Below are 23283 nucleotides of genomic sequence, written 5' to 3' on the forward strand. Positions count from 1 at the left end.
CCCCGCCGCCCCCCTCCGGTGTGCCGTGCGTCAGGCCGCGGGGGCCGGGTACGTCGGGTACTCCACACCGGAGACGTGCTGGACGACCCGGATGACCTGGCACGAGTAGCCGAACTCGTTGTCGTACCAGAGGTAGAGGATCGCGTTGTCGCCGTCGACCTTGGTGGCGCCGGCGTCGACGATCGAGGCGTGGCGCGAGCCGACGAAGTCCATGGAGACGGCGTCGGGCGCGGTGGTGAAGTCGATCTGGCGCTTCAGCGGCGAGTGCAGCGAGACGTCACGGAGGTGCTCCAGGACCTCGTCGCGGGTGGTCTCGCGGCCCAGGCGCAGGCTCAGGATGGCGATCGAGACGTCCGGCACGGGGACGCGGATCGAGCTGCCGGTGATCGGCGCCTTGAGGTCGGGCAGCGCCTTGGCGACGGCGGAGGCGGCACCGGTCTCGGTGATCACCATGTTGAGCGGCGCGGACCGGCCGCGGCGGTCGGCCTTGTGGTAGTTGTCCAGCAGGTTCTGGTCGTTGGTGAACGAGTGGACGGTCTCCACGTGGCCGCGCAGCACGCCGTACTCGTCGTCCATGGCCTTCAGCGGCGGGACGATCGCGTTGGTGGTGCACGAGGCGCAGGACAGGATCTGCTCGTCGGGCTTGATCGTGTCGTGGTTGACGCCGTGGACGATGTTGGGGACGTCGCCCTTGCCCGGGGCGGTCAGGACGACCTTGTCGATGCCGGGGCGCAGGTGCTTGGAGAGCCCCTCGCGGTCCCGCCACTTGCCCGTGTTGTCGATGAGGATGGCGTCCTTGATGCCGTACGCCGTGTAGTCGACCTCGGAGGGGTCGTTGGCGTAGATCACCTTGATCGCGTTGCCGTTGGCGACGATCGTGCTGTTCGCCTCGTCCACGGTGATGGTGCCCTGGAACTGGCCGTGGATGGAGTCGCGGCGCAGCAGCGAGGCGCGCTTCACGATGTCCTCGGCGGCGCGCTCCCCGCCGCCGCGCACGACGATGGCGCGCAGGCGCAGGCCGTTGCCGGAGCCGGCCTTCTCGATGAGGAGGCGGGCGACGAGGCGGCCGATGCGGCCGAAGCCGTAGAGGACGACGTCGCGTCCCTCGCGGCGCTCGATCTTGTTGGCGCCGGTGGCGCCGGCGACGGCCTCGGCGGTGAAGGCGTCCACGGACAGACCGCGGTCGTCGGTCTTGTAGGTGGCGGCGAGCATGCCGATGTCGATCTGGGAGGGACCGAGGTCGAGCGCGGTGAGGGCCTGGAGGAACGGCAGGGTCTCGGTGACCGAGAGCTCCTCGCCGGCTATCTGGCGAGCGAACCGGTGGGTCTTGAGGATGCTGACCACCGACTTGTTCACCAGGGAGCGGCTGTGGAGGAGGACGGTGACGTCCCTCTCCCGGTGCAGCTTCCCGATGATCGGGATCATCGACTCCGCGATCTCCTCGCGGTTCTTCCAGTTGGTGAACGAGTCGTCGTTGACAGTCACAGGTTTATCTTTCGAGCTAGGCGGCGCTCATATGCTAACCCCCCGTCGCCGCCGTGGTTCAAGCGGCCCGGGATGTGATCGATCAGACAGACCTGGTGACCGGTATGCGCAAATTGCCCGTTGTTTTTGTCCGGATACGCGCCGCCGGTCCGGCAGGTGGGCACCTGACCGGACCGGCATCCTCCGCTTGATGGCGGCGGGTTACGGCGCCATCTCGTACGCGCCGGACAGCGCCTCCACGCGCTCCCACACCCGGGCCGAACGCGCCTCGTCGACCACCGGCCGGCGGACCGCGCCCAGGGCCCAGGACTGCTGCGCCCCGGTGGCGGAGTCCTTGCCGTGCAGCTCCACGGCGTGCGCGGAGAAGTCACGGACGAGCACCGCGAACAGCTCGTCGAGCACGTCCTCGTCGAGGTCCGTCAGAGCGGCCTGCTCCAGGATCAGCTGGCCGTGCACGACCAGCGCGAACAGCTGGCCGACCGCGAGCAGCAGGTCGAGGTCGCGGCTCTGCTCCTCGCCGGGCGCCGCGGTGGTGACGAACGCGCACAGCGCGTCCGCCTGCTCCCGGAACCGGGCGACGTTCGGCAGGTGGGCGCGGGCGTCGAAGGCGGGGCGCCAGTCGTGGAAGCGGACCGAGCCCAGGCCGCGGGCCGGACCCTGGCGGAAGAGGAAGGTGTCGTCGGCCGCGTCGAGGCGGCTGGGGACGGGCGCGTACCCGGCCGGGTCCAGCAGGTGGTTGCGCATGAACTTGAGGATCAGCGCCAGGTTGACGTGGACCGTGCCCTCCAGCTTCGGCAGGCCGCGGATCTCGGTCGCGGCCTGGGCGAAGTAGGTGTCCTTCTCGAAGCCCTTGGCGGCGATGACGTCCCACATGAGGTCGATGACTTTCTCGCCCTCCGTGGTCACCTTCATCTTCGTCATCGGGTTGAAGAGCAGGTAGCGGCGGTCGTCGGGCCCGGCGGAACGGAAGTAGTCGACGGCCCGGTCGCTGAACAGCTTCATCCCGACGAGGCGGACGTAGGCGTCGGTCAGCTCGCGGCGCACGTGCGGGAACGCGGTCACGGGCCGGCCGTACAGGATGCGGTTGTGGGCGTGGGTGACGGCCTCGTACATCGCGTGCTCGCAGATGCCGATGGAGGCGGTGCAGAGGTTGAACTTGCCGACGTTGACGGTGTTCAGCGCGGCGTCGAAGGCGGCGCGGCCGGTGTGCAGCACGTCCTCGGCGGCCACCGGGTAGTCCTCCAGGCGGAACTCGCTGACGTACTTGGAGGAGTCCACGACGTTCTTGACCAGGTGGTAGGCCGGGTGGCGGCTGTCGGCGGCGAAGAAGACATAGCCGTCGGGGCCCTCGACGTCGGTGCGGCGGCCGAAGACGGAGACGAGGCCGGCGGCGTTGCCGTTGCCGATGTAGTACTTCGAGCCGGTCGCCCGGAAGCCGCCCTCGCCGTCGGGCTCCAGCAGCATGTCGGTGGAGTAGATGTCGGCGCCGTGGGTCTTCTCCGACAGACCGAAGGCGAACACCCCTCCCTGGTCGAGGAGTTCGGCGGCGCGGGCGCGGGCGGCGGGGTTGTCGCTCTGCCACACGGGGCCGAGGCCCAGGATGGTGACCTGCCAGGCGTACCAGTAGTCGAGGCCGTAGAAGCCGAAGATCTCGTTGAGGGCGGCGATACGGGCGGTGTCCCACCGCTTGTCCGGGTGGCCGTCCGCGGCGGCGCCGGGGGTGAGGAAGGTGGCGAACAGCCCCTCCTTGGCGGAGAAGTCGAGGAAGTCGGCCAGCCAGGCGCGGGTGCGGTAGTCCTCGATCAGCCGGCGCTTGCCGCGCTCCTCGAACCAGTCGACGGTGGCGCGCAGCAGCCGGCGGGTCTCCGGGTCGAAGTGCGCCGGGTCGTAGGTGCGCGGGTTGAACAGCAGCGGGTCGGCCATGGGGTCCGCCTTTCGGGAGGTCGGGAGGTCGTGGTCGGAAGGTCTGAGGGCCTGAGGGTCGGCGGGTCTGCGGGGTCGTGGTGCGGCCGGGAGCCCCGTCGTGCCCGGGCGGCTCAGCGCGCGGCGGAGAGCCGCCGGAGGGTGTCCAGCACGTCGTCGAGCCAGGCGAGGGTCATCCGCTCGTACGCGATGCCGCCGCGCAGCACCACGTGCTGGAGCTCCCGGCCCGCGTCGGGCGGCGCCCCGGGACCGGGCGCGGCCCCGGGGCCGGTGAAGTCGCGCCGCTCCCCCGCGAGGTAGCGGTCGAGCCGGTCGGCGTGCTCCCGGCGGTAGCGCTCCACCTCGCGGATCAGCGCGGCCGGGTCGTCGAAGGCGGCGCCCCGGATCTTCACGGCGAGGTCGTGCCGGACGCTCTCGGGTTCGATCGGCTCGTGGAGCCACGCGGAGAGCACCGCGCGCCCGGGGGCGGCGACGGAGTACTCCTTCTTGTCCGGGCGGCCCTGCTGCGGGACCTCGCGGGCGTCGATCCAGCCGTCGCCCTCCATGCGCTTGAGCACGCGGTAGATCTGCTGGTGGGTGGCGGTCCAGAAGTAGCCGATGGACCGTTCGAACCGCCGGGCCAGCTCGTAGCCGGAGCCCGGTCGCTCCAGCAGGGACACGAGGATCGCGTGGTCGAGCGCCATGCCCCGATCCTCTTATGCAACTCGTTGCATAGACAAGCGCCGGCGCCCGGGTGAGACGCGGCTCACCCGGGCGCCGGCGCGAACGGCGCGGCCCGGCCGTCAGCCCGGCTGGGCGTTGTCCTTGAGCGTCCCCCACCCGTGCCAGCGGTCGATCTCGACCCACGCGCTGAACCGGCGCCGCTCACGGTCCCCGTACGGCTTGCCGAGGTAGTGGCGGGCCAGCCGGTCGATGTCGGCCAGCTCCTTGTCCTCGGTCAGCTCGGCGACCCGGCCGACGATGCTGAGGTGGGTGTACCAGTTGCCCTCGTCCAGCACGGTGAGCGTCACCCGGGGGTCCCGGCGCACGTGCTGGAGCCGCTTGCGGCCCTCGTCCATGTTGACCAGGATCCGGCCGTCGTCCCACAGGTACCAGGTGGCCGTGGAGACCGGCTGGCCGTCCGAGCGGAGGGTCGTGATGGTCGCCGGGTTGGGCTTGCTGAGCATCGCGACGGCCTCGTCGGGAAGCGGTGGTTTCGACATGTGACGCCTTCCGTGGTGGTCTCGGTGGTTCCCCCCGGTACGCCCTTCCCCGTCCGCGCCCGGGTACGTCACCGGGGCGCGCACCCCGCCCGTACGGCACACGCCGCGCGCCGTGCGCCTTCCGTGCCGCGTGGCCTGAACGGCACGGGCGCGCGGACCGTACCTTCCACGGCGGCCCGGTGCACCGGCCGCCCCGCCCACCACCGGGTTTGTCGGACGGAAGGACTCCGGGTGCCCCTTGTGACCCCACGCAGGCCGCCACGCGCGGACACCGCGCCTCCCCCCGGGCCGCCGCGCGCGCCGGGCCGCGCCCGGGTGGTGCTCTCCCGGGCGGTGTTTTCCCGGACCGTGCTTTCCCGGGTCGTGTTGTCCCGGGTCGTCACGGGGCTGGCCGCCGCGCTGGTGCTGGGCGCGCTGCTGCTCCCCGACCGGGTGGAGCACCTGCGGCCGGCGACCTTCGCGCGCGTGCCGCTGGAGGCGATCGTGGGCGCCGCGCTGCTCCTGGTGGTGCGGCCGGCGGCGGTCCGGCGGGCGGCGGCGGCCCTGGCCGGCGTGGTCCTGGGGCTGGTGACCCTGCTGAACGTGCTGGACATGGGCTTCCGTTCAGTGCTGGTCAGGCCCTTCGACCCGGTGCTCGACTGGGTCCTGCTGGACGACGCGGAATCGTTCCTCGCCGACTCCCTGGGCCGGGCCGGCGCGACCGCCGTGGTCGTCGCGGCCGGGGTCCTGGCCGTCGCCGTGGTGGCCCTGACAGGGCTGGCGGCCGTACGGCTGAGCGGGGTGGTGGTCCGGCACGGCGCGGCGGTGGCCCCGGCGGTCCTGGTCACCGGGACGGTGTGGGTGCTGTGCGCGGCGCTCGGCGTCCAGGTGCCCGCCGGGGCGGTCGCGTCGAGCGGCGCGGCCGGTGTGATCGGCGGCCGGGTGCAGCAGGTGCGGGCCGGGATCGCGGACCGGGAGGCGTTCGCCGAGGAGGCCGCCGTGGACGCGTTCCGGGACACTCCGGCCGACCGGCTGCTGACCGGGCTGCGGGGCAAGGACGTCCTGTTCGTGTTCATCGAGAGCTACGGCCGCAGCGCCCTGGAGGACCCGGGGATGGCGGCCGGGACCGGCGCGGTGCTCGCCGACGGCGCCCGGCGGCTCGGCGCGGCGGGGTACTCCTCCCGGAGCGCCTTCCTCACCTCCCCCACCACGGGCGGCGGGAGCTGGCTGGCCCACTCGACCTTCGCGTCCGGCCTGTGGATCGACAACCAGCGGCGCTACCGGGACCTCACCTCCGGCGACCGGCTCACCCTCACCGGGGCGTTCCGGCGTACCGGCGCCTGGCGGACGGTCGGCATCATGCCGGGCGTCACGCGCGCGTGGCCCGAGGGGCGGTTCTACGGCCTGGACCACGTGCACGACTCCCGCCACCTCGGCTACCGGGGGCCCAAGTTCAGCTGGACGCCGGTGCCCGACCAGTTCAGCCTGGCCGCGTTCGAGCGGCTGGAGCACGGCCGGGCGGGGCGCGGCCCGCTGATGGCGGAGATCATCCTCACCTCCAGCCACAACCCCTGGGCCCCGCTGCCCACCGTGCTCGACTGGGACCGGCTCGGGGACGGTTCGGTCTACGAGCGGGTGAAGCGGGAGGGCAAGGACCCCGCGGAGGTGTGGCGCGATCCCGAGCAGGTGCGCACCGAGTACCGGCGGGCGATCGGGTACTCGCTGACCAGCCTCTTCCAGTACGTGGAGAGGTACGGCGACGACGACACGGTGGTGGTCTTCCTCGGCGACCACCAGCCCGTCCCGACCGTCACCGGGGGCCGGCTGGGCCGCGACGTGCCGGTGACGGTCGTCGCCCGCGACCCCGAGGTGCTGCAGCGGATATCGGGCTGGGGCTGGCAGCCGGGGCTGCGGCCGGGTCCCGGTGCGCCGGTGTGGCCCATGGACGCCTTCCGGGACCGCTTCCTGACGGCGTACGGGCCGCGATGAGGGGCGGTCAGGGCGGTCAGGCGCTCCGGCCGGCCCCGGTCCGCCACAGCCACCGCACGTCCCGGCCGAAGGACCAGACGAGCAGCGCCAGGGCCGTGGCCACGACCGCGTACGCGGCAGGGCGCGGCAGCAGCCCGGAGGCGGCCACCAGGAGGGCGGTGCCCTGCGCGGCGGCCACCGCCTTGCGGGCCGTGCTCGGCGGGAGCGCCCCGTTGAGCCACGGCAGGACGCGGGCGGCGGCGACGAAGGCGTACCGCATGGCACCGATCGCCAGCACCCACCCGCCCAGCGAGAGGGCCACGCAGACGCTGAGCACCAGGATGAGGAAGGCGTCGGCCTCCATGTCGAAGCGCGCCCCGAAGGCGGTCGCCGTGCCGGTGCGGCGCGCGACCCTCCCGTCGACCGCGTCCAGGACCAGCGCGACCGCCGTAAGCGCCACCAGCACCCCGCCCGGCGCCCGGCCGGCGCAGGCGTCCGCCACCAGGGCCGTCACGCCGCCGGCGAGCGCGGCCCTGGTCAGGGTGACCGCGTTGGCCGGGCCGAAGGGCGCGGCCCCGGGCCAGGTGCGGTCAAGGGCGCGGGTGAGCACGGCCCAGGTCCCGGCGGTGACCGCCAGCCCGGCCGCCCACCCCGCCGGGCCGAGCCCCGTCGCCGTGGCGAGCAGGAGCAGCAGAGTGAGCTGCCCGGCCGCCCCGAGGGCCGGCGCGAGCCGCGGCGGGCGCGCCTCGTCCCGCGTCCGCGCGGGCACGGGGGTGACGGGGTTCCCGCCGCCCTCACGCGCGCGTGCACCGGGCCGTACGTCGGTCATGTCGCCCACGGACAAGGGTCTTCCTCCGGACCTGTGACTGATTCGATGGCCGCCTCCAGCGGTGCGCGCGGCCTGGTCACCCTCAGAACGTGCACCGCGACCCCAGCGTTCAACAGGAGAATCCGATGCCTCGCACCGCCCGCGCCTTCTGGCTGCGCACCCCCGGCCACGGGGAGATCCGTGAAGTGGCCCTGCCCGAACCGGCCGGCGGAGACGTCGTGGTGCGGGCGCTGTACTCCGGTGTCAGCCGGGGCACGGAGAGCCTCGTCTTCCGGGGCGGTGTCCCGGAGAGCCAGTACGCCCTGATGCGGGCGCCGTTCCAGGAGGGCGACTTCCCCGGGCCGGTGAAGTACGGCTATCTCGGGGTGGGCGTGGTCGAGGAGGGGCCGGACGAGCTGGCCGGCCGTACGGTCTTCTGCCTGCACCCGCACCAGACGCGGTACGTGGTCCCCGCCACCGCCGTCACCCCGGTGCCGGACGGCGTGCCGGCCGCGCGGGCGGTGCTGGCCGGGACGGTGGAGACGGCGGTGAACGCCCTGTGGGACGCGGCGCCGCTGGTCGGGGACCGGATCGCGGTCGTCGGCGCGGGGATGGTCGGCTGCTCGGTCGCCGCCCTGCTGGCCCGCTTCCCCGGGGTGCGGGTGCAGCTCGTCGACGCCGACCCCGGGCGCGCCACCGTGGCGCGGGCGCTGGGCGCCGGCTTCGCGCTCCCGGACGACGCGCTCGGCGGCTGCGACCTCGCCGTCCACGCGAGCGCGACCGGGGAGGGGCTGGTCCGCGCCCTGGAACTGCTCGCCCCGGAGGGCACGGTGCTGGAGCTGAGCTGGTACGGGGACCGCCGGGTGAGCCTGCCGCTGGGCGAGGCGTTCCACTCGGGGCGGCTGGTGGTGCGCGGCAGCCAGGTGGGGCGGGTGTCGGCGGCGCGGCGCTCCAGCCGGACCTTCGCCGACCGGATGGCGCTGGCGCTGGACCTGCTCGCCGACCCGGTGTTCGACGCCCTGGTGACGGGCGAGTGCGCCTTCGAGGAGCTGCCGTCGGTGCTGCGCGGGATCGCGGCCGGCGAGCTGCCGGGGCTGTGCCACCGGGTGCGGTACGCGCAGGAGTGACGGGCCGGCCGCGCCGGACCGGTCCGGCCGTGAACGCCGGGCGGGCGGCGGACGTATGGAACACCGGCGGCCGGTGCCGGCCGCCGAGGACGGACCGGGAGGTCACAGCCGTTGTTCAGTGTCACAGTCCGCGAGCACCTCATGATCGCCCACAGCTTCCGGGGGGAGGTGTTCGGACCCGCCCAGCGGCTGCACGGCGCGACGTACCTCGTCGACGCCACCTTCCGCCGCGCCGAACTGGACGGGGACAACATCGTCGTCGACATCGGTCTCGCCACGAAGGAACTGGGCGCGGTGGTGGCGGCGCTCAACTACCGCAATCTCGACGAGGAACCGGACTTCGCGGGCGTCAACACCTCGACCGAGTACCTGGCGAAGGTCGTCGCCGACCGCCTCGCCGGCCGGGTGGCGGCCGGCGCGCTGGGCGAGGGGGCGCGCGGGCTGAGCGGCATCTCGGTGACGCTGCACGAGTCGCACATCGCCTGGGCGAGCTACGAGCGGGCCCTGTGATGGGCGGCCGGAGCGGGCCGGGCGGCGCCGGCAGAGCCGGGCGTACGGACGCGCGGGTGGCGGCGCCGGAGCGCGCGGTGGGTGTGGTGATGCCCGGCGGGGTCGACGACCCGGCCGCGCCGAGCGGCGGGAACGTCTACGACCGGAGGGTCTGCCGCGACCTGCCGGGACTGGGCTGGCGGGTGCACGAGCACGTGGTCGCCGGCGACTGGCCCCGGCCGGGGGCCGCCGGGCGGGAGGAGCTGGCGCGGGTGCTGGCCGGGGCGGCGGACGGCAGCCTGTTCCTGCTCGACGGGCTCGTCGCCTGCGCGGCCCCGGACGTGGTCGTCCCGGAGGCGGAGCGGCTGCGGCTGGCGGTGCTGGTGCACCTGCCGCTGGCCGACGAGACCGGGCTCGGGAGCGAGCGCGCGGCGGTGCTGGACGCGGGCGAGCGCAGGACGCTGCGCGCGGCGGCGGCGGTCGTCACCACCAGCCACTGGGCGGCGGGCCGGCTGGCGGCCCACCACGGGCTCGACCCGGACCGGGTCCATGTGGCGGTGCCCGGGGCGGACATCGGGCCGCTGGCGCCCGGCAGCGCGCCCGTGGCCGGCACCCCGCGGGACGTGCCGCGCGGCACCGGCGGCGACCCGAGGCTGCTGTGCGTGGCGTCGGTGACCCCGCGCAAGGGGCAGCACGAGCTGGTGGGGGCGCTCGCGAGCGTGGCGGACCTGCCGTGGAGCTGCTCCCTGGTGGGCGGTCTGGAGCAGGACCCGGCGTACGTCGACCGGCTGCGGGTGCTGATCACCCGGTACGGGCTGGAGGAGCGCGTCCACCTCGCCGGTCCCCGCAGCGGACCGGGGCTGAACGCCGCCTACGCGGGCGCCGATCTGCTGGTGCTGGCCTCGCGCGCGGAGACGTACGGCATGGCGGCGACCGAGGCGCTGGCCCGGGGCGTGCCGGTGCTGGCGACCGCGGTGGGCGGCCTGCCGGAGGCGGTGGGCCGGGCGCCGGACGGCGGTGTGCCGGGGGCGCTCGTCCCGCCGGACGACCCGGCCGCGCTGGCCGCGGCGCTGCGGCGGTGGCTGGCCGAGCCGGGCGAGCGGCACCGCGCGAAGGTCGCGGCGCGGCGGCGGCGTACCGCCCTGGACGGCTGGGAGTCGACCGCCCGGAGCCTGGCGAAGGCGCTGGAACGGCTCCGGCTCGACTCCGGGGAGGCGGCGTGACGGTGACCGGCGCACCGCGCTACGCCCCCGAGTGGCTGGCGCTGCGGGAGGCCGCCGACGCGGCGGCGCGCGCCCCGGAGCTGCTCGCCCCGCTGCGCGACCATCTGGCGGCCGGGCGGCCCGGGGGCGGGCAGCCGGTGCTGGTGGTACGGGACCTGGGCTGCGGGACCGGTTCCATGGGCCGGTGGCTGGCGCCCCGGCTGTCCGGGCCGCAGCACTGGGTGCTGCACGACCACGACCCCGGCCTGCTGGCGCTGGCGGCGTCGCGGCTGCCGCGCACGGGGTCCGACGGCGGCCGGATCACGGTGACGACCCGTCAGGGCGACGTGGGCCGGCTGACGGGGGCGGAACTGGCCGACACCGGTCTGGTCACGGCCTCGGCGCTGCTGGACCTGCTGACCCGCGAGGAGGTGGACCGGCTGGCCGCCGCGTGCGCGGACGCGGGGTGCGCGGTGCTGCTGGCGCTGTCGGTGGCGGGCCGGGTCGAGCTGACCCCGGCCGATCCGCTGGACGGTGCGCTCGGCGGCGCGTTCAACGACCATCAGCGCCGGATGGAGCACGGCCGCCGGCTGCTGGGGCCCGACGCCGTCGCGGCGGCGCGGGAGGTCTTCACCGCCCGCGGCATGACCGTACGGGTGCGCTCCAGCCCGTGGCGGCTGGGCCCCGCGCAGTCCGCGCTGACCGCCGAGTGGCTGCGCGGCTGGGTGGGCGCGGCCCGTGAGCAGCGCCCGGACCTGGCGCCGCGCGCCACCGCGTACCTGCGGCGGCGTCTGGAGGCGTGCGAGGCGGGGGCGTTGAGCGTGGTGGTGCACCACGCCGACCTGCTGGCGCTGCCGGCCGCGGTGCGGACCGGGGGCGGTGGCGCGTGACGGCGGCGCGGGCCGGGCGGGTGGCGCGCGGGCGCCTGGGCACGGTGGCGGGGGCGGGGGTCCTGGCGGCGGTGGTGTGGTGGCAGGGCGGCGGCGCCCTCCTCGACGGGCTGCGGGGCGTCGACGGGCCGACGCTGGTGGCCGCCGTCGGCATCGGGGCGTGCACGACCGTGCTGAGCGCGTGGCGCTGGTGCCTGGTGTCCCGTGCGCTGGGGGTCCGGCTGGGGCTCGGGCGGGCGGTGGCCGACTACTACCGCGCCCTGTTCCTCAACGCGGCGCTGCCCGGGGGCGTCCTCGGGGACGCGCACCGCGCGGTGCGGCAGGGGCGGGGCGCCGGGGACGTGGGGCGGGGTGTGCGGGCGGTGGTGGCGGAGCGGGCGGCGGGCCAGGCGGTCCTGGTGGCGGCCGGCGCGGTGGTGCTCTGCGTCCGGCCGCCCGTCCCGGTGGGGGCGGTGGCGGGCCGGTACGGGACGGTGGCGGTCGCGGTGTGCGGCGCCCTGGCGGTGCTCGCCGGGGTGGCGGTGGTGGTACGGCGCCGGCGGCGTCCGGCCGCCGCCGGGCGCGGGTTCCGGGGCGCGCCGGGTGTCTGGGCCGGGGTGCTGGTGTCGTCGGTGGCCGTCCTGGCCGGCCTGGTGGGGATGTTCCTGCTGGCGGCGCGCGCCGCCGGGGCGACCGCTCCGGCGGGCACGCTGCTGCCGCTGATGCTGCTGGCGCTGCTGGCCATGGCCCTGCCGCTGAACGTGGCCGGCTGGGGGCCCCGCGAGGGGGCGACCGCCTGGGCGTTCGGCGCGGCCGGGCTGGGCGCCGGGCAGGGGCTGGCCGTCTCCGTGGTGTACGGGCTACTGAGCCTGGCGGCCTGTCTGCCCGGTGCCGCCGTGCTGGTCGCCGACCGGTTCGCGCGGGGCCGGGGCCGCGGTGCGCAGGTCCAGCTCGAAGAGGGTGTCCTCGCCGAGGGCGGTGCGCCGGACGGGCGGGCGGAGCGCGTCGCGCATCCGGTCGGGTCCGGGGAAGGCCAGCCCGGGGACCCCGTCGCCCAGCAGGACGGGGGCGACGGTGACGTAGAGCCGGTCCAGGGCGCCCGCGTGGAGGAAGCGGGAGACGGTCACCCCGCCGCCCTCGACGAGGACCCGGCGCAGTCCCCTGCGGGCGAGTCGGCGCACCACGCTGCGGGGCTCGAAGGCCGCGCGGTCGGGCAGCACCAGGACGTCGACGCCCTCGCGGCCGGCGACCGCCCGGGGTGCGCCGCCGGGGCCCACGACCCACAGGGTGGGCGCCGCCCCGTCGGTGAACACCCGGTGCCCCAGCGGGACTCGGGCGCCCGGGTCGAGGACGACGCGCACCGGGTCGTCGCCGGGGCAGGCGCGCACGGTCAGCCGGGGGTCGTCGGCGACGGCGGTCCCGGCGCCGACGAGCACCGCGTCGGCGAGGGCGCGCAGCCGGTGCAGGTGCGCGCGGTCCTCCTCGCCGGTGACGTAGTCGGCGTCCCCGGTGCGGCTGGCGATGAACCCGTCGATGCTCTGGCCCAGTTGGGCGAAGGTGACGTCCGGTCCGGCCAGGCACAGCGGGAGGTAGCGGCCGGCGAGGTCGTCGGCCCCGGGCGTGCCGTCCGCCCAGCGGGGGCGGCCGTCCGCGCCGGTGGTGAGCCCGGCGGACGCGGCGTCCGCCGGGGACCGGATGCCGCGCAGCCGCTCCCACGCCCCGTCCGTGTCGACGACCGGGCCGGTGCCGGTGTCCGTCTGCGTACGGGCCGTGCCGCCGGTCATCGCGCACCGCCCCGGGTCGCCGGGGCCACCAGGTCCAGGTATTCGGCGAAGGAGCCGGCGAGCGAGGAGAGCAGCGCCCTTCCCTTGTCGGCCGTGGCGCGGGAGGGGCGGCCGATCACCCCGGATTCGGTATAGGCCCGCATTCCCAGGGTCAGCAGGTGTTTCCGCTCGTCGGCCACCCAGTCGGACGTCTCGTATCCGGGACGGACCAGTTCCGGATGGTCGTGCAGAAGAATGGACGTCTCGACTTCCCCGGCGTGCATGTCGCTCGACGACGAGGTGGATATCCCGGCCTTCTCCCGCGCCAGGTCCCAGTCGGAAGAACCGGGAAACAGGGCCATTCTCATGCCGTTTTCCTGGGATTCCTGCACCACATTGCGCAGCACATAGTTCCCGCCGTGACCATTGATCAGGACCAGGCTTTCCAGGCCGGATCTCCGCAGGGACCCGGCGATGTCGCGCACGATCGCGCAGAGGGTCGTGGCGGAGACGCTGACGGTTCCCGGCCAGTCGGCGTGCTCCTGCGAGCAGGAGATCGTCACTGGTGGGAGCAGGTGCACGGGGTACGAGGCGGCCACTTCGCGCGCGATGGCGCAGGCGACGACCGTGTCCGTCATCAGGGGAAGAAAGGGCCCGTGCTGCTCAAAACTGCCAATGGGGAGAACCGCGACCCGGGCAGGTCCGTCGCGCACGTCGTCCGTCGTCGTGTCCAGCGGCAGCATACCCAGCGCAGGCGTCCTCGGCTGCGGAATCCTCATGGTTCCCCGCCCCTTTTCCCTCGTCAATTCTCTGTCCGTTCCCGGAGATTACCGGATACGATCGGGCCATGATAGACACCGATGATGTGCTCCGGGACACCACGCCTCGTACGGACGTCGAGCACGTGGTGAATGTGCGGTTGTCCACCCGGTTCGGCGATTTCCTCGCCGCCGGTTATGCCGACCACGAGCGGGGCGATGAACACATGGCCCTGGTGTACGGCGACGTGCGGGGGGACGAGGTGATGACCCGCCTCCACTCCGAGTGCCTGACCGGGGACGCCTTCGGGTCCCGGCACTGCGAGTGCGGCGAGCAGCTGGACGCCGCGCTGGCGGCCATCGCGCGCGAGGGGCGGGGCGTGCTGGTCTACCTCCGCGGCCACGAGGGCCGCGGGATCGGCCTGCTGGCCAAGCTGCGCGCGATGCGCCTCCAGGCGGAGGGGCTCGACACCGTCGAGGCGAACCTCGCGCTGGGACTGCCGGACGACGCACGGGACTACCGGGCCGCGGCCGGCGTCCTGCACCACCTGGGGGTGCGCTCGGTGCGGCTGCTGTCCAACAACCCGCTGAAGCGCGACGCGTTGCGCCGGTACGGGATCGGGGTCAGCGAGCAGGTCCCGCTGCTGATCCCGCCGTGCGAGGAGAACCTGCACTACCAGTGGACCAAGCGGGAGCGCATGGGACACCATCTCCCGCACCTGCCCGCCGAGTTGACCGCCACGGCCGAGCGGGCCCGGCCTTAGGACCGGATGAGACAAGCTCGCTCGCGTTGCGTATTGCCCGACGACGAAGCACCACCGCGGTCCCGTCACCGGATCGCGACGGAAGGCATGTACCCCCGCGAGGAGCACCGCCGTGTACGTTGACGACCACGAAGCCCCGCGAACCCCCGGCACGGAGCCCGGCTCCGCCCAGGCGATCATGGAGTCGTTCCAGCGGGTGCTGGACGCCCTGGACGCGGCACGCACCGAGCTGCACACCACCGGTTCGCTCACGGCCCCCTCGGGCGGCACGGCACCGGCGGAACCGCTGTGGCCGGCGGATCCCGCGTCGGTCCCGGCACCCGAGCCCGCCGAGCCGTCGTGGCCGGCACCGGACCCGCAGGTCCAGCCGTTGTGGTCGGTACCGGACCCACACGTACCACCGTCGCGGTCCGCCCCGGCCCCGCACGTACCACCGTCGCGGTCCGCCCCGGCCCCGCACGTCGCACCGTTGTGGACGCGTGACACCACGCGCCCGGAACGCGCCAGGTCCGCCACGCCGCTCCGGCGGGCCCGCCTGGTGGGGACGTGCGGGGTGGGCGCGGTGGGCGGCCTGCTGGTGGTGTCCTCACTGCTCGCCAACGGCCCCTTCCAGGGCGGCGAGCCCCCGTCGACCGGCCGGCCGGCCAAGCCCCCGCACCAGGACGTGCGGGGCGGCCCGCGGGACGCGGCCGGCCCGGAGACGCCCGAGGCGCCCCGGCGGACGTACCGCATTCCCCACCTCCAGCCGGGCGGCGGCACCCGGGGGTACGACATCGAGGTCCGGGCCGTGGCCGCCCGCTTCCAGGGGCCGCCGCCCACCGCCTCCCTATGACGCCCCCGCACCGCCGGTGGGCAGGGCCTGCTCGGTCCAGATGGTCTTGCCCTCGCGGGTGTAGCGGGTGCCCCACCGCTCGGTGAGCTGGGCCACCAGGAAGAGGCCGCGACCGCCCTCGTCGGTGCTGCGGGCGCGGCGCAGGTGCGGCGAGGTGCTGCTGGTGTCGGAGACCTCGCAGATGAGGTGGCGGTCCCGGATCAGCCGCAGGGTGATGGGGCCGCCGCCGTACCGGAAGGCGTTGGTGACCAGCTCGCTGACGATGAGTTCGGTGGTGAACAGCATGTCCGCCAGGCCCCAGTCGGTCAGCCGGGCCTGCACCAGCGCGCGGGCCTGTCCGGCGGCGGTCGCCTCCACGGGCAGCTCCCAGGTGGCCACCTTCTCCTCGGCGAGGACGCGGGTGCGGGCGACGAGGAGGGCGACGTCGTCGCTGGGGTGGTCGAACAGCAGCGCCTCGCGGACGGCGGCGCAGGTCTCGTCGAGGGTGCGGGTGCGCGCGGTCAGCGCGGTGCAGAGGTCGGCCACGCGCTCGTCGACGTCCCGCTCGTCGGTGCCCCGGTCGCCGGCCTGGACGAGGCCGTCGGTGTAGAGGGCGAGGAGGCTGCCCTCGTCGAGGGTGAGTTCGGCGGACTCGTACGGCAGCCCGCCGAGGCCCAGCGGCGGTCCGGCGGGCAGGTCGACCAGGTGCGCCCGGCCGTCGGGGGTGACCAGCGCGGGCGGCGGGTGGCCGGCCCGGGCGAGGGCGCAGTGCCGGGTGACCGGGTCGTAGACGGCGTACAGGCAGGTGGCGCCGACGACTTGGCGGGAGAGGTCGTCGGTGGGCTCCTGCTCGGCAGCCAGCCGGTCGACCAGGTCGTCGAGGTGGGAGAGGACCTCGTCGGGGGTGAGGTCGAGGTTGGCCAGGGTCTGCACGGCGGCGCGCAGCCGGCCCATGGTGGCGGCGGCGTGGATGCCGTGGCCGACGACGTCGCCGACGACGAGGGCGACCCGTAGTCCGGACAGCGGGACGACGTCGAACCAGTCGCCGCCGACCCCGGCCTCGGCGTCGGCGGGCAGGTAGAGGTGGGCGACGTCGACCGCCGGGTGCCGGGGCACCAGGTGCGGGAGCAGGCTGTGCTGGAGGGCGAGGGCGGTGTCGTGCTGCTGGGTGTAGCGGCGGGCGTTGTCGATGCAGACGGCGGCGCGGGCGGCGTACTCCTCGGCCAGGGTGATGTCGTCCGGCTCGAAGGGGTCGGGCCGGCCGGACCGCCAGAGGCTGAGCAGCCCGAGGACGAGGCCCCGGGCGACCAGGGGCACCACCAGCGGCACGTCCCCCTCAGCGCCGGAGGCGGGAGTGCCGCCGCTGTCGCCGAGCACGGGGCGGCGTTCGGCGAGGCACCGCGCCTGGGGGGTGCCGGGGGTGACGTCGGTGAGGTGCCCGACCGGGTGCAGCAGTCCGGGCCCGTCCGGGTGCGCCGTACGGACGGCCGCGCGGCGCAGCGGGCCGGTCATGTCCTGGCGGGGCTCCTCGCCCCGGATGACGGGGTCCAGCAGGTCGACGGCGGCCCGGTCGGCGAGCCCGGGGACGGCGACCCCGGCCAGCTCCCGGGCGGTCTCGCCGACGTCCAGGGTGGTGCCGATACGGGTGCTGGCCTCGTTGAGCAGGGCGAGCCGGCGGCGGGCCCGGTACCGCTCGGTGACGTCCTCGACGGTCTGGGTCACTCCGAGGACGCGTCCGGCGGGGTCGTGCATCCGGAAGGCCGAGACGGACACGACGAGTTCGCGGCCGGGGTCGCGGCGCAGGACGCAGGGCTGCTCGGCGAAGACGGAGGACCGGCCGGTCTCCAGCACCTCGCGGAGCTGGCGCTCGACCGTGTCGGTGTCGCGCTGGATGATGAAGTCGCTGGTGCGCAGCCCGCGGTGGTGGTCGACGGGCAGGTGGCTGAACTTGGCGATGGCCCGGTTCACCCTCAGGATCGTCAGGTCGGGGGCGTGGACGGACAGGCCGATGGGCGAGCTGCCGAAGAGGCCGTCGAGGACGGAGCGGTCGGTCTCCCAGCGGACCACCTCCTCGGCGGGCGCCGCGACGACGAACCACTCGCGCCCGCCGCCCCCGCGGTCGACGGAGCGGACCCGGCACCCCACGTCGACCCGCCGGCCGTCGCGGTGGCGCAGGGGGATCACGCCGAACCAGCCGGGGCCGTGCACGCAGGCGGTGACGGCGTCCATGACGAGGTGCTCGTCGGCGGGGTCGACCAGGAGGGCGGCGGGCCGGCCGAGCACCTCGGCGGCCGGGTGGCCGAGCAGCGTCTCGGCGGGCGGGCTCCAGCCGACGACCGTGCCGTGCGCGTCGAGCACGGCCGACGCGGAGCGCCGTACCGCGAACGGGTCCTCGGGGCCTTCGCTGAAGGTCGTCACCGGGGTGTCGTTGGCTACCACTCTGGCACCTTACGTCCGGGATTGCGCGAGTGGTCCGCGGCGCGGCCCGGGGGCGGGTCCGCGGGCCGCCGGGCCCTGGCGAGGAGGACGGCCACGTCGTCCTGCGCGGCGGCGGGGAGCAGCGCTCCGAGGATCCGGTCGCAGATCTCGTCCAGGGGGCGGTGGAGCCGGTCCAGGGCCCGGGCGAGCTGGGCCATGCCCTGGTCGAGGTCGCGGTCGCGGGCCTCGATGAGCCCGTCGGTGTAGAGGGCGAGCAGGCTGCCGGGGCCGAGGCCGACGTGCTCGGTGCGGAAGTCCCGTACGCCGGTGCCCAGCGGCGTGCCGGGGGGACCGTCGAGGAAGGTGATCGTGCCGCGGGGGTCGGCGACGGCGGGCGGGGGGTGGCCCGCGCGGGCGATCTCGCACGTTCCGGTGGCGGGGTCGTGGATGGCGTACACGCAGGTGGCCATCTCGTTCTCGCCCAGGTCGGCGACGGCGGCGTCGAGGGCGAGGAGCAGCCGGGCGGGCGGGACGTCGAGGCGGGCGAGGGTGCGGACGGCGGTGCGCAGCTGGCCCATCACGGCGGCGGCGTGGATGCCGTGGCCCATCACGTCGCCGATGACGAGTCCGGTCCTGCCGCGCGGGAGGGCGATGGCGTCGAACCAGTCGCCGCCGACCTGGTGGTCGCTGGTGGGGAGGTAGCGGCCGGTGAGTTCGAGTCCGGGGACTTCCGGCAGGGCGTTGTTGGTGAGGCTGCGCTGGAGGGTGAGGGCGGCGTCGCGCTGGCCGGTGTACATGAGGGCGTTGTCGATGTTGAGCGCGGCGCGGGCGACGAGTTCGTCGATGATGACGCAGTCGTGCTCGTCGAGGGGTTCGCGGTCGCGGGTGCGGGTGACCACGACGGCGCCGAGCACCTTGCCGCGGGCGACGAGCGGGACCAGACGGGCGGAGCCGAGCCGGGTGAGGTAGGCACGCAGCCGGCCGGCGAGCGGGTCGTTGATCAGGACCGGGACGTCGGGCCGGTAGAGGTTCATGGGCCGTCCCTCGGCGATGACCTGTTCGTACACCGAGCCGAGCGGGATCTGGTAGGTGAGGCCGACGGCGAGTGCGTCGGCGGGCGCCTCGGGGTCGGTGAAGGAGACCGCGATCCTGCGCACCACGCCGTGGGTGGACGCGGCGGCGTCGTCGGGGTCGAGCACCTCCTCGCGCAGCTGTACGTCGGCGGAGTCGGCCAGCCGGGGCACCAGCAGGTGCACCACCTCCTCGGCGGTGCGCCGCAGGTCGAGGGTGGTGCCGATGCGGGTGCCGGCCTCGGCGAGGAGGGCGAAGCGGTGGCGGGCCCGTTCGGCCTCCAGCTGGGCCCGCTGGCCCTCGGTGATGTCGATGAGGGAAGCGACGACGCCGAGGCGGCGGCCGGCCCCGTCGAGCAGCGGCGCGTAGGAGCAGGACCAGACGCGGTCGTGGCCGGGGTCGGCGGGGGTGCGGCCGGTGCGGCGTACGTCGACCACCGCCTCGCCGTGCTCCAGGACCTGGCGCATGACGGTCTCCAGGTCGGCGGCGTTGATGCCGGGGGCGACGTCGGTGAGGCGTCTGCCGAGGTGGTCGCGGGCCGGGACGCCGTTCATCCGGGCGAGGGCCTCGTTGACCCGCAGGAAGCGCAGGTCGGGGCCGAGCAGGGCGAGGCCGATCGGGGACTGGCTGAAGAGTCCCTGGAGCGCGGCGAGGGAGTCGCGCATGTGCCGGACGGCGGTGGTCTCCACGGCGATGGCGAGGGTGCCGGTCCGCCCCCGGTGGTCGGGCGCCGGGCACAGCCACATCTCCATGCGGACGAAGTGGCCGTCGCGGTGCCGGACCGGGAGGGTGGCGACGACGGCCTCGCCGGCCAGGATGCGGGTGGCGAGCCGTTCGGCCAGCTCCCGGTTGCCCGCGGGTACGAGGGCGTCGTTGGCGGCCCGGCCGGTGATCTCCTCGGCGGTGTGGCCCAGCAGGTCCTGCGCGGCGAGGGACCATTCGACGAGGGTGCCCTCGGCATCGGTGCGCCAGAGCGCCATCGGGAGGAGGCCGCCGAGCACCCCGGCGTATCCCACCGCGGTCAGGGGCTGACCCGGTACGCCACTGGTCGACTCGTGCGCGTCCAACGCGATGACCTCACCATCGGGCGTGATGCCGACTCGTAGATCAAATCCTGGTAAATCATCCTATCCGAGGCATCAGCGACCGCGACTCACCGCGGGGTGGCGGATCAGCCGTACGGCGACGGCCAGGACCAGCAGGGTGACGCAGGCGGTGAAGGTCAGCCCGGCGCGCTCCAGGCCGAGCCACATGGTCAGGGCGCCGACGCCGACGACCGGCAGGGAGATGCCGGTGTAGGCGACGACGAAGAACGAGGAGATCACGGCGGCGCGGTGGGCGGCGGGGGCGGCCTCGCCGACGGCGGTGAGCGCGGCGCGGAAGGCCAGGCCCTGCCCGAGTCCGCCGCAGACGGCGCCGGCGACCATCAGCGCCAGGGACTCGGCCCACAGCGAGGCGCCGACCAGGAGGAGCCCCGCCACCAGCACCCCGCAGCCGAGCGGGAGCGCGGCGCGGGCGCTTACCCGGCCGGTCAGGGACTGCCCGGCGGTGGAGGCGAGGAAGACCGAGAAGACCACCAGGCCGGAGACGGCGAGGTTGCCGATGCCGAGCATCTGGGAGACGAAGCTGGGCGCCACGGCGGTGAACAGCCCGAGCAGCGAGAACCCGGCGAAGGCGGCGAGCGCGGAGGGGGTGAAGACGCCCCGGACGGCGGGCGGGACGTACAGGCCCTGCGGCCGGGGCCGGGCCCGGGGACGCGGGTCGGGAACGGTCTCGGGCAGGAGCAGGACGACGGCGCAGGCGACGGCCACCAGGGCCAGATGGGCCAGGAAGGGCAGGGCGAGTGGCAGCGGGGCGTACTCGGCGAGCAGCCCGGACAGCAGGGGGCCGCAGCCCAGGCCGCCCATGTTGGCCGCCGTGGCGGCGAGGCCGGCCCGGGACCTGCGGCCGGGCGGCGCCAGCTCCAGCACGGTGACGGTGCCGGAGCCGCTCAGCAGCCCGGCCGAGAAGCCCGAGAGCACCCGCCCGGCGAAGAGCGCGGGCAGTCCGCCCTCCAGCAGGAAGCACACCGCGCTGGCGGCGGCGAGGCCCAGCGCACACAGCAGGACGGGGCGCCGTCCCGCCACGTCGGAGTGGTTGCCGGCCAGCAGCAGGGTGAGGATCACGCCCACCGCGTAGCTGGCGAAGACCACCGTCACCATCAGCTCGGAGAAGCCCAGCTCGGCGCGGTAGAGCCCGTACAGCGGGGTGGGCAGCGTGGTCCCGGCCATGCCGATGGCGAAGACCGCCGCCGCGGCGAGGTAGCCCGGGCGCCGTGCGGGGCGCGGCCGGGCGCGCCGGGATGCGGGGGATGTGCGGGTCATGACGATCACACTAGGGAGAAGAGCCGGTCATTTCCGGACAACATCGCATCGAGCATGGGAGAGAACCGGTCACCCGGGTGGTCCGGGGACGGGCCCGGAGGAGGGCAGTGGACGCGTACAGCGCCGGGGAGGGCGGCTTCCGGCACCGCGGGGCCGAGCTGCGGTACGAGGCCGCCGGGCGCGGCCCGCTCGCGGTGTACGCGCACGGCGGCTTCGCCGGGCGGGCGGCCGAGGACCGCATGGGCCTGTTCGACTGGGCGCCGGTGGTGGCCGCGGGGCGGCGGCTGGTCCGGTACGACGCCCGGGGGCACGGCCGGTCCACGGGCGCGGCGGTGCCGGACGACTACACGTACGCCTCGCTCGCCGGCGACCTGCTGGCCCTGCTCGGCCATCTGGGCGCGGACGGCCCGGTGGACGCGCTCGGCGCGTCGATGGGGTGCGGGACGGTCCTGCACGCGGCGGTCCGGTCGCCGGGGCGGTTCTCCCGGCTGGTGCTGCTGATCCCGCCGACCGCCTGGTCGGGCCGGGAGGCGTACGCGCGGCGCAACCGCGCGGCGGCGGAGACGATCGAGCGGGACGGCGCCGGTGCCTGGCGCGCCGCCCGGGCGGGCGGGCCCCGGCCGCCGGCGGTGGCGGGGGTGCCCGACCCCGGGCCGACGCCCGCCGCGCGGGTGCTGCCGGCCGTGCTGCGGGGCCTGGCCGCCTCCGACCTGCCCGCGCCGGCGGACCTGGCCCGGCTGCGGCTGCCCGTCCTGGTGCTGGCCTGGGCGGACGACCCCGGGCACCCGCTGTCGACGGCGACGGAACTGGCCCGGCTGCTGGACGCCGATCTGCGGGTGGCGCACACGCGCGCGGAGGTGCGCGGCTGGGGCCGGGACATCGCCGAGTACCTGACCCGGCCGGTGGGCTGACACGCCGTCAGCCGCGCCGGGACCCACCCGCCCGGCGCAGCACCGCGTGCCGGGCGGGCCCGGCGACCCTACGGTCGGACCCATCCAGCCGGCCCCCTTCCGGAGGCGGGCACGACGGATCCGGAGGGAACCTGATGAACGGTCACCACAGCGGTGGCGGCGGTGTACGCGCCCTCGGCAGGCTCACGCTGACGGCGTGGTGCGCGTCGGCCGTGCTGGCGCTCGCCGTGCCCGCCTCCCACGCGGCGGGCCCGCGGCCGGCCGGGCGGGTCGACTGGGACGCGATCGCGGCCTGCGAGTCGGGCGGGGACTGGGACGCCAACACCGGCAACGGCCATTACGGCGGGCTGCAGTTCAAGCAGTCCAGCTGGGAGGCGGCCGGCGGGCTGAAGTACGCGCCGCGCGCCGACCTGGCCACCAGGAAGGAGCAGATCGCCACCGCGCGCCGGCTGGCCGCCCTCCAGGGCATGGGCGCCTGGGCCTGCGCCCGGCGCCGCTGACGGGCCGGGGGCCGGGCCGGGCCGGGGCCACGGGCCCCGGGCGGGTACGGAAGCTACGTACGCCTGCCGCGGCGGCCGCCCGCGGCTCCCCTGCCGCCGCCCTTGCCCTGGGCGGCGCCCTTGCCCCCCTTGCCGGTCTTGCCCGCCCTGCCGCCCTTCGCGGCGCCCGCGCCGCCCTGGCCGCCCTGGCCGCTGCGGGCGCCCTTGGCGGGGGCCTTCTTCCGCTGCGCCGGTGCCGGTGAGGCGGAGGGGACCCGGGGGCCGCGGGAGCTGTTGACGGTGCGGCCGCGCACGATCCCGATGAAGTGCTCGACCAGGTCGGTGGTCTCCTCCTCCGGCCAGGACAGCGCCACCCGCGACTGCGGGGCGTCGGTCAGCGGCCGGTAGGTGAGGTCCTTGCGGTGGTGCAGCCGGGCCAGCGACTGCGGCACGACGAGCAGCCCGATGCCCGCGGCCACCAGCTCGACGGCGTCGGCGGTGGTGGCCGGGCGCTCCAGCGCGGGCCGTCCCGGCGGGGTCTCCCAGCCGAGGGTGTCGTCCAGCGGGTGCAGCACGATGTCGTCGGCGAGGTCCGCCGCCGAGACCTCGTCGGCCGCCGCCACGAGGTGGTCCTTCGGGACCACGACCACGGTCGTCTCGGTGTACAGGGGGATGGCGCTGAGCGCGGTCCGGTCGGCCGGCAGCCGCAGGAGACCCGCGTCGGCCCGCCCGTCCCGCAGGACGCCGGGCGCCTCGGCGGCGGACACCTGGAGGAGGGTCAGCGGAACACCGGGCAGCCGCTCGTTCCAGATGCGGACCCACTTGGCCGGCGTCACACCCGGGACATAGGCGAGCCGGAAGGAAGGGGTTGCGTCCGAGCCTGTCACCCCGCC

At 75.3% G+C, this 23283-nt stretch carries 20 protein-coding genes and 1 pseudogene; 10 read left to right on the plus strand and 11 right to left on the minus strand.

Annotation, left to right across the window (positions count from 1 at the left end):
- Positions 1 to 30 precede the first annotated feature (30 nt).
- From ACF08D_RS28790 to ACF08D_RS28805, 4 genes are all read right to left on the minus strand, one after another.
- Positions 31 to 1485, minus strand: coding sequence for a glyceraldehyde-3-phosphate dehydrogenase (locus ACF08D_RS28790; RefSeq protein ID WP_392226704.1), 1455 nt, complete (start codon positions 1483 to 1485; stop codon positions 31 to 33).
- Positions 1486 to 1686: 201 nt separating this feature from the next.
- Entirely contained in the window at positions 1687 to 3408 is a 1722-nt protein-coding gene (locus ACF08D_RS28795; protein ID WP_392226706.1) for an acyl-CoA dehydrogenase family protein, read from the minus strand.
- 113 nt (positions 3409 to 3521) lie between these two features.
- Positions 3522 to 4091, minus strand: coding sequence for a PadR family transcriptional regulator (locus ACF08D_RS28800; RefSeq protein ID WP_392226708.1), 570 nt, complete (start codon positions 4089 to 4091; stop codon positions 3522 to 3524).
- A gap of 99 nt (positions 4092 to 4190) precedes the next feature.
- Entirely contained in the window at positions 4191 to 4610 is a 420-nt protein-coding gene (locus ACF08D_RS28805) for a PPOX class F420-dependent oxidoreductase (protein ID WP_392226709.1), read from the minus strand.
- Positions 4611 to 4973: 363 nt separating this feature from the next.
- Between ACF08D_RS28805 and ACF08D_RS28810 the strand changes: the two genes are divergently transcribed.
- Positions 4974 to 6578 (plus strand): sulfatase, encoded by a 1605-nt coding sequence (locus tag ACF08D_RS28810; protein WP_392226711.1) that lies wholly within the window; start codon positions 4974 to 4976, stop codon positions 6576 to 6578.
- Positions 6579 to 6594: 16 nt separating this feature from the next.
- On the opposite strand, the gene ACF08D_RS28815 is transcribed toward ACF08D_RS28810, so the two are convergent.
- Positions 6595 to 7395 carry a CDP-alcohol phosphatidyltransferase family protein gene (locus ACF08D_RS28815; RefSeq protein WP_392226712.1) on the minus strand — a complete coding sequence of 267 codons (801 nt, stop codon included), beginning with the start codon at positions 7393 to 7395 and terminating at the stop codon, positions 6595 to 6597.
- Positions 7396 to 7511: 116 nt separating this feature from the next.
- Here ACF08D_RS28815 and ACF08D_RS28820 point away from each other — a divergent pair, with 116 nt between their 5' ends.
- The 5 genes and pseudogenes from ACF08D_RS28820 to ACF08D_RS28840 form a co-directional block, all read left to right on the plus strand.
- Positions 7512 to 8492, plus strand: a complete 981-nt coding sequence (locus tag ACF08D_RS28820) for a zinc-binding alcohol dehydrogenase (protein ID WP_392226714.1) — start codon at positions 7512 to 7514, stop codon at positions 8490 to 8492.
- A 111-nt stretch (positions 8493 to 8603) separates the two neighbouring features.
- Positions 8604 to 9002: a 6-pyruvoyl tetrahydropterin synthase family protein gene (locus ACF08D_RS28825; RefSeq protein ID WP_392226716.1), complete on the plus strand. Its 399-nt coding sequence runs from the start codon at positions 8604 to 8606 to the stop codon at positions 9000 to 9002.
- On the plus strand, positions 9002 to 10204 hold the full coding sequence (locus ACF08D_RS28830) for a glycosyltransferase family 4 protein (RefSeq protein WP_392226718.1): 1203 nt from the start codon (positions 9002 to 9004) through the stop codon (positions 10202 to 10204). The genes ACF08D_RS28825 and ACF08D_RS28830 overlap by 1 nt, the downstream gene beginning before the upstream one ends.
- Positions 10201 to 11073 carry a methyltransferase domain-containing protein gene (locus ACF08D_RS28835; protein WP_392226720.1) on the plus strand — a complete coding sequence of 291 codons (873 nt, stop codon included), beginning with the start codon at positions 10201 to 10203 and terminating at the stop codon, positions 11071 to 11073. The genes ACF08D_RS28830 and ACF08D_RS28835 overlap by 4 nt, the downstream gene beginning before the upstream one ends.
- Positions 11074 to 11147: 74 nt before the next feature.
- Positions 11148 to 11870 (plus strand): annotated as a pseudogene (locus tag ACF08D_RS28840) (lysylphosphatidylglycerol synthase domain-containing protein); the annotation flags it as partial.
- A gap of 42 nt (positions 11871 to 11912) precedes the next feature.
- On the opposite strand, the gene ACF08D_RS28845 reads toward ACF08D_RS28840, so the two are convergent.
- Positions 11913 to 12836 (minus strand): RibD family protein, encoded by a 924-nt coding sequence (locus ACF08D_RS28845; RefSeq protein ID WP_392226722.1) that lies wholly within the window; start codon positions 12834 to 12836, stop codon positions 11913 to 11915.
- Positions 12833 to 13594, minus strand: coding sequence for a creatininase family protein (locus tag ACF08D_RS28850; RefSeq protein WP_392226724.1), 762 nt, complete (start codon positions 13592 to 13594; stop codon positions 12833 to 12835). The genes ACF08D_RS28845 and ACF08D_RS28850 overlap by 4 nt, the downstream gene beginning before the upstream one ends.
- Positions 13595 to 13662: 68 nt before the next feature.
- Here ACF08D_RS28850 and ribA point away from each other — a divergent pair, with 68 nt between their 5' ends.
- Positions 13663 to 14337 (plus strand): GTP cyclohydrolase II, encoded by a 675-nt coding sequence (gene ribA / locus ACF08D_RS28855; protein WP_392226726.1) that lies wholly within the window; start codon positions 13663 to 13665, stop codon positions 14335 to 14337.
- A 112-nt stretch (positions 14338 to 14449) separates the two neighbouring features.
- The gene (locus ACF08D_RS28860; RefSeq protein ID WP_392226728.1) at positions 14450 to 15169 is read left to right on the plus strand and encodes a hypothetical protein; all 720 of its coding nucleotides are present in this window, start codon (positions 14450 to 14452) and stop codon (positions 15167 to 15169) included.
- On the opposite strand, the gene ACF08D_RS28865 is transcribed toward ACF08D_RS28860, so the two are convergent.
- The 3 genes from ACF08D_RS28865 to ACF08D_RS28875 form a co-directional block, all read right to left on the minus strand.
- Positions 15164 to 17587, minus strand: a complete 2424-nt coding sequence (locus tag ACF08D_RS28865) for a SpoIIE family protein phosphatase (protein WP_392226730.1) — start codon at positions 17585 to 17587, stop codon at positions 15164 to 15166. The genes ACF08D_RS28860 and ACF08D_RS28865 overlap by 6 nt on opposite strands.
- Positions 17581 to 19704 carry a SpoIIE family protein phosphatase gene (locus ACF08D_RS28870; RefSeq protein ID WP_392226732.1) on the minus strand — a complete coding sequence of 708 codons (2124 nt, stop codon included), beginning with the start codon at positions 19702 to 19704 and terminating at the stop codon, positions 17581 to 17583. The genes ACF08D_RS28865 and ACF08D_RS28870 overlap by 7 nt, the downstream gene beginning before the upstream one ends.
- Positions 19705 to 19776: 72 nt before the next feature.
- Positions 19777 to 21000 carry an MFS transporter gene (locus ACF08D_RS28875; protein ID WP_392226734.1) on the minus strand — a complete coding sequence of 408 codons (1224 nt, stop codon included), beginning with the start codon at positions 20998 to 21000 and terminating at the stop codon, positions 19777 to 19779.
- Between the two features lie 107 nt (positions 21001 to 21107).
- Between ACF08D_RS28875 and ACF08D_RS28880 the strand changes: the two genes are divergently transcribed.
- Both ACF08D_RS28880 and ACF08D_RS28885 read left to right on the plus strand, forming a co-directional pair.
- Complete coding sequence (locus ACF08D_RS28880; protein ID WP_392226736.1) at positions 21108 to 21911, plus strand: alpha/beta fold hydrolase; 804 nt, start codon at positions 21108 to 21110, stop codon at positions 21909 to 21911.
- 134 nt (positions 21912 to 22045) lie between these two features.
- Complete coding sequence (locus ACF08D_RS28885; RefSeq protein WP_392226738.1) at positions 22046 to 22411, plus strand: transglycosylase family protein; 366 nt, start codon at positions 22046 to 22048, stop codon at positions 22409 to 22411.
- Positions 22412 to 22464: 53 nt separating this feature from the next.
- On the opposite strand, the gene ACF08D_RS28890 is transcribed toward ACF08D_RS28885, so the two are convergent.
- Positions 22465 to 23277, minus strand: a complete 813-nt coding sequence (locus tag ACF08D_RS28890; RefSeq protein ID WP_392226740.1) for a LysR family substrate-binding domain-containing protein — start codon at positions 23275 to 23277, stop codon at positions 22465 to 22467.
- Positions 23278 to 23283 lie beyond the last annotated feature (6 nt).

This window comes from Streptomyces sp. NPDC015131, assembly GCF_043079975.1.
Taxonomy (GTDB): domain Bacteria; phylum Actinomycetota; class Actinomycetes; order Streptomycetales; family Streptomycetaceae; genus Streptomyces.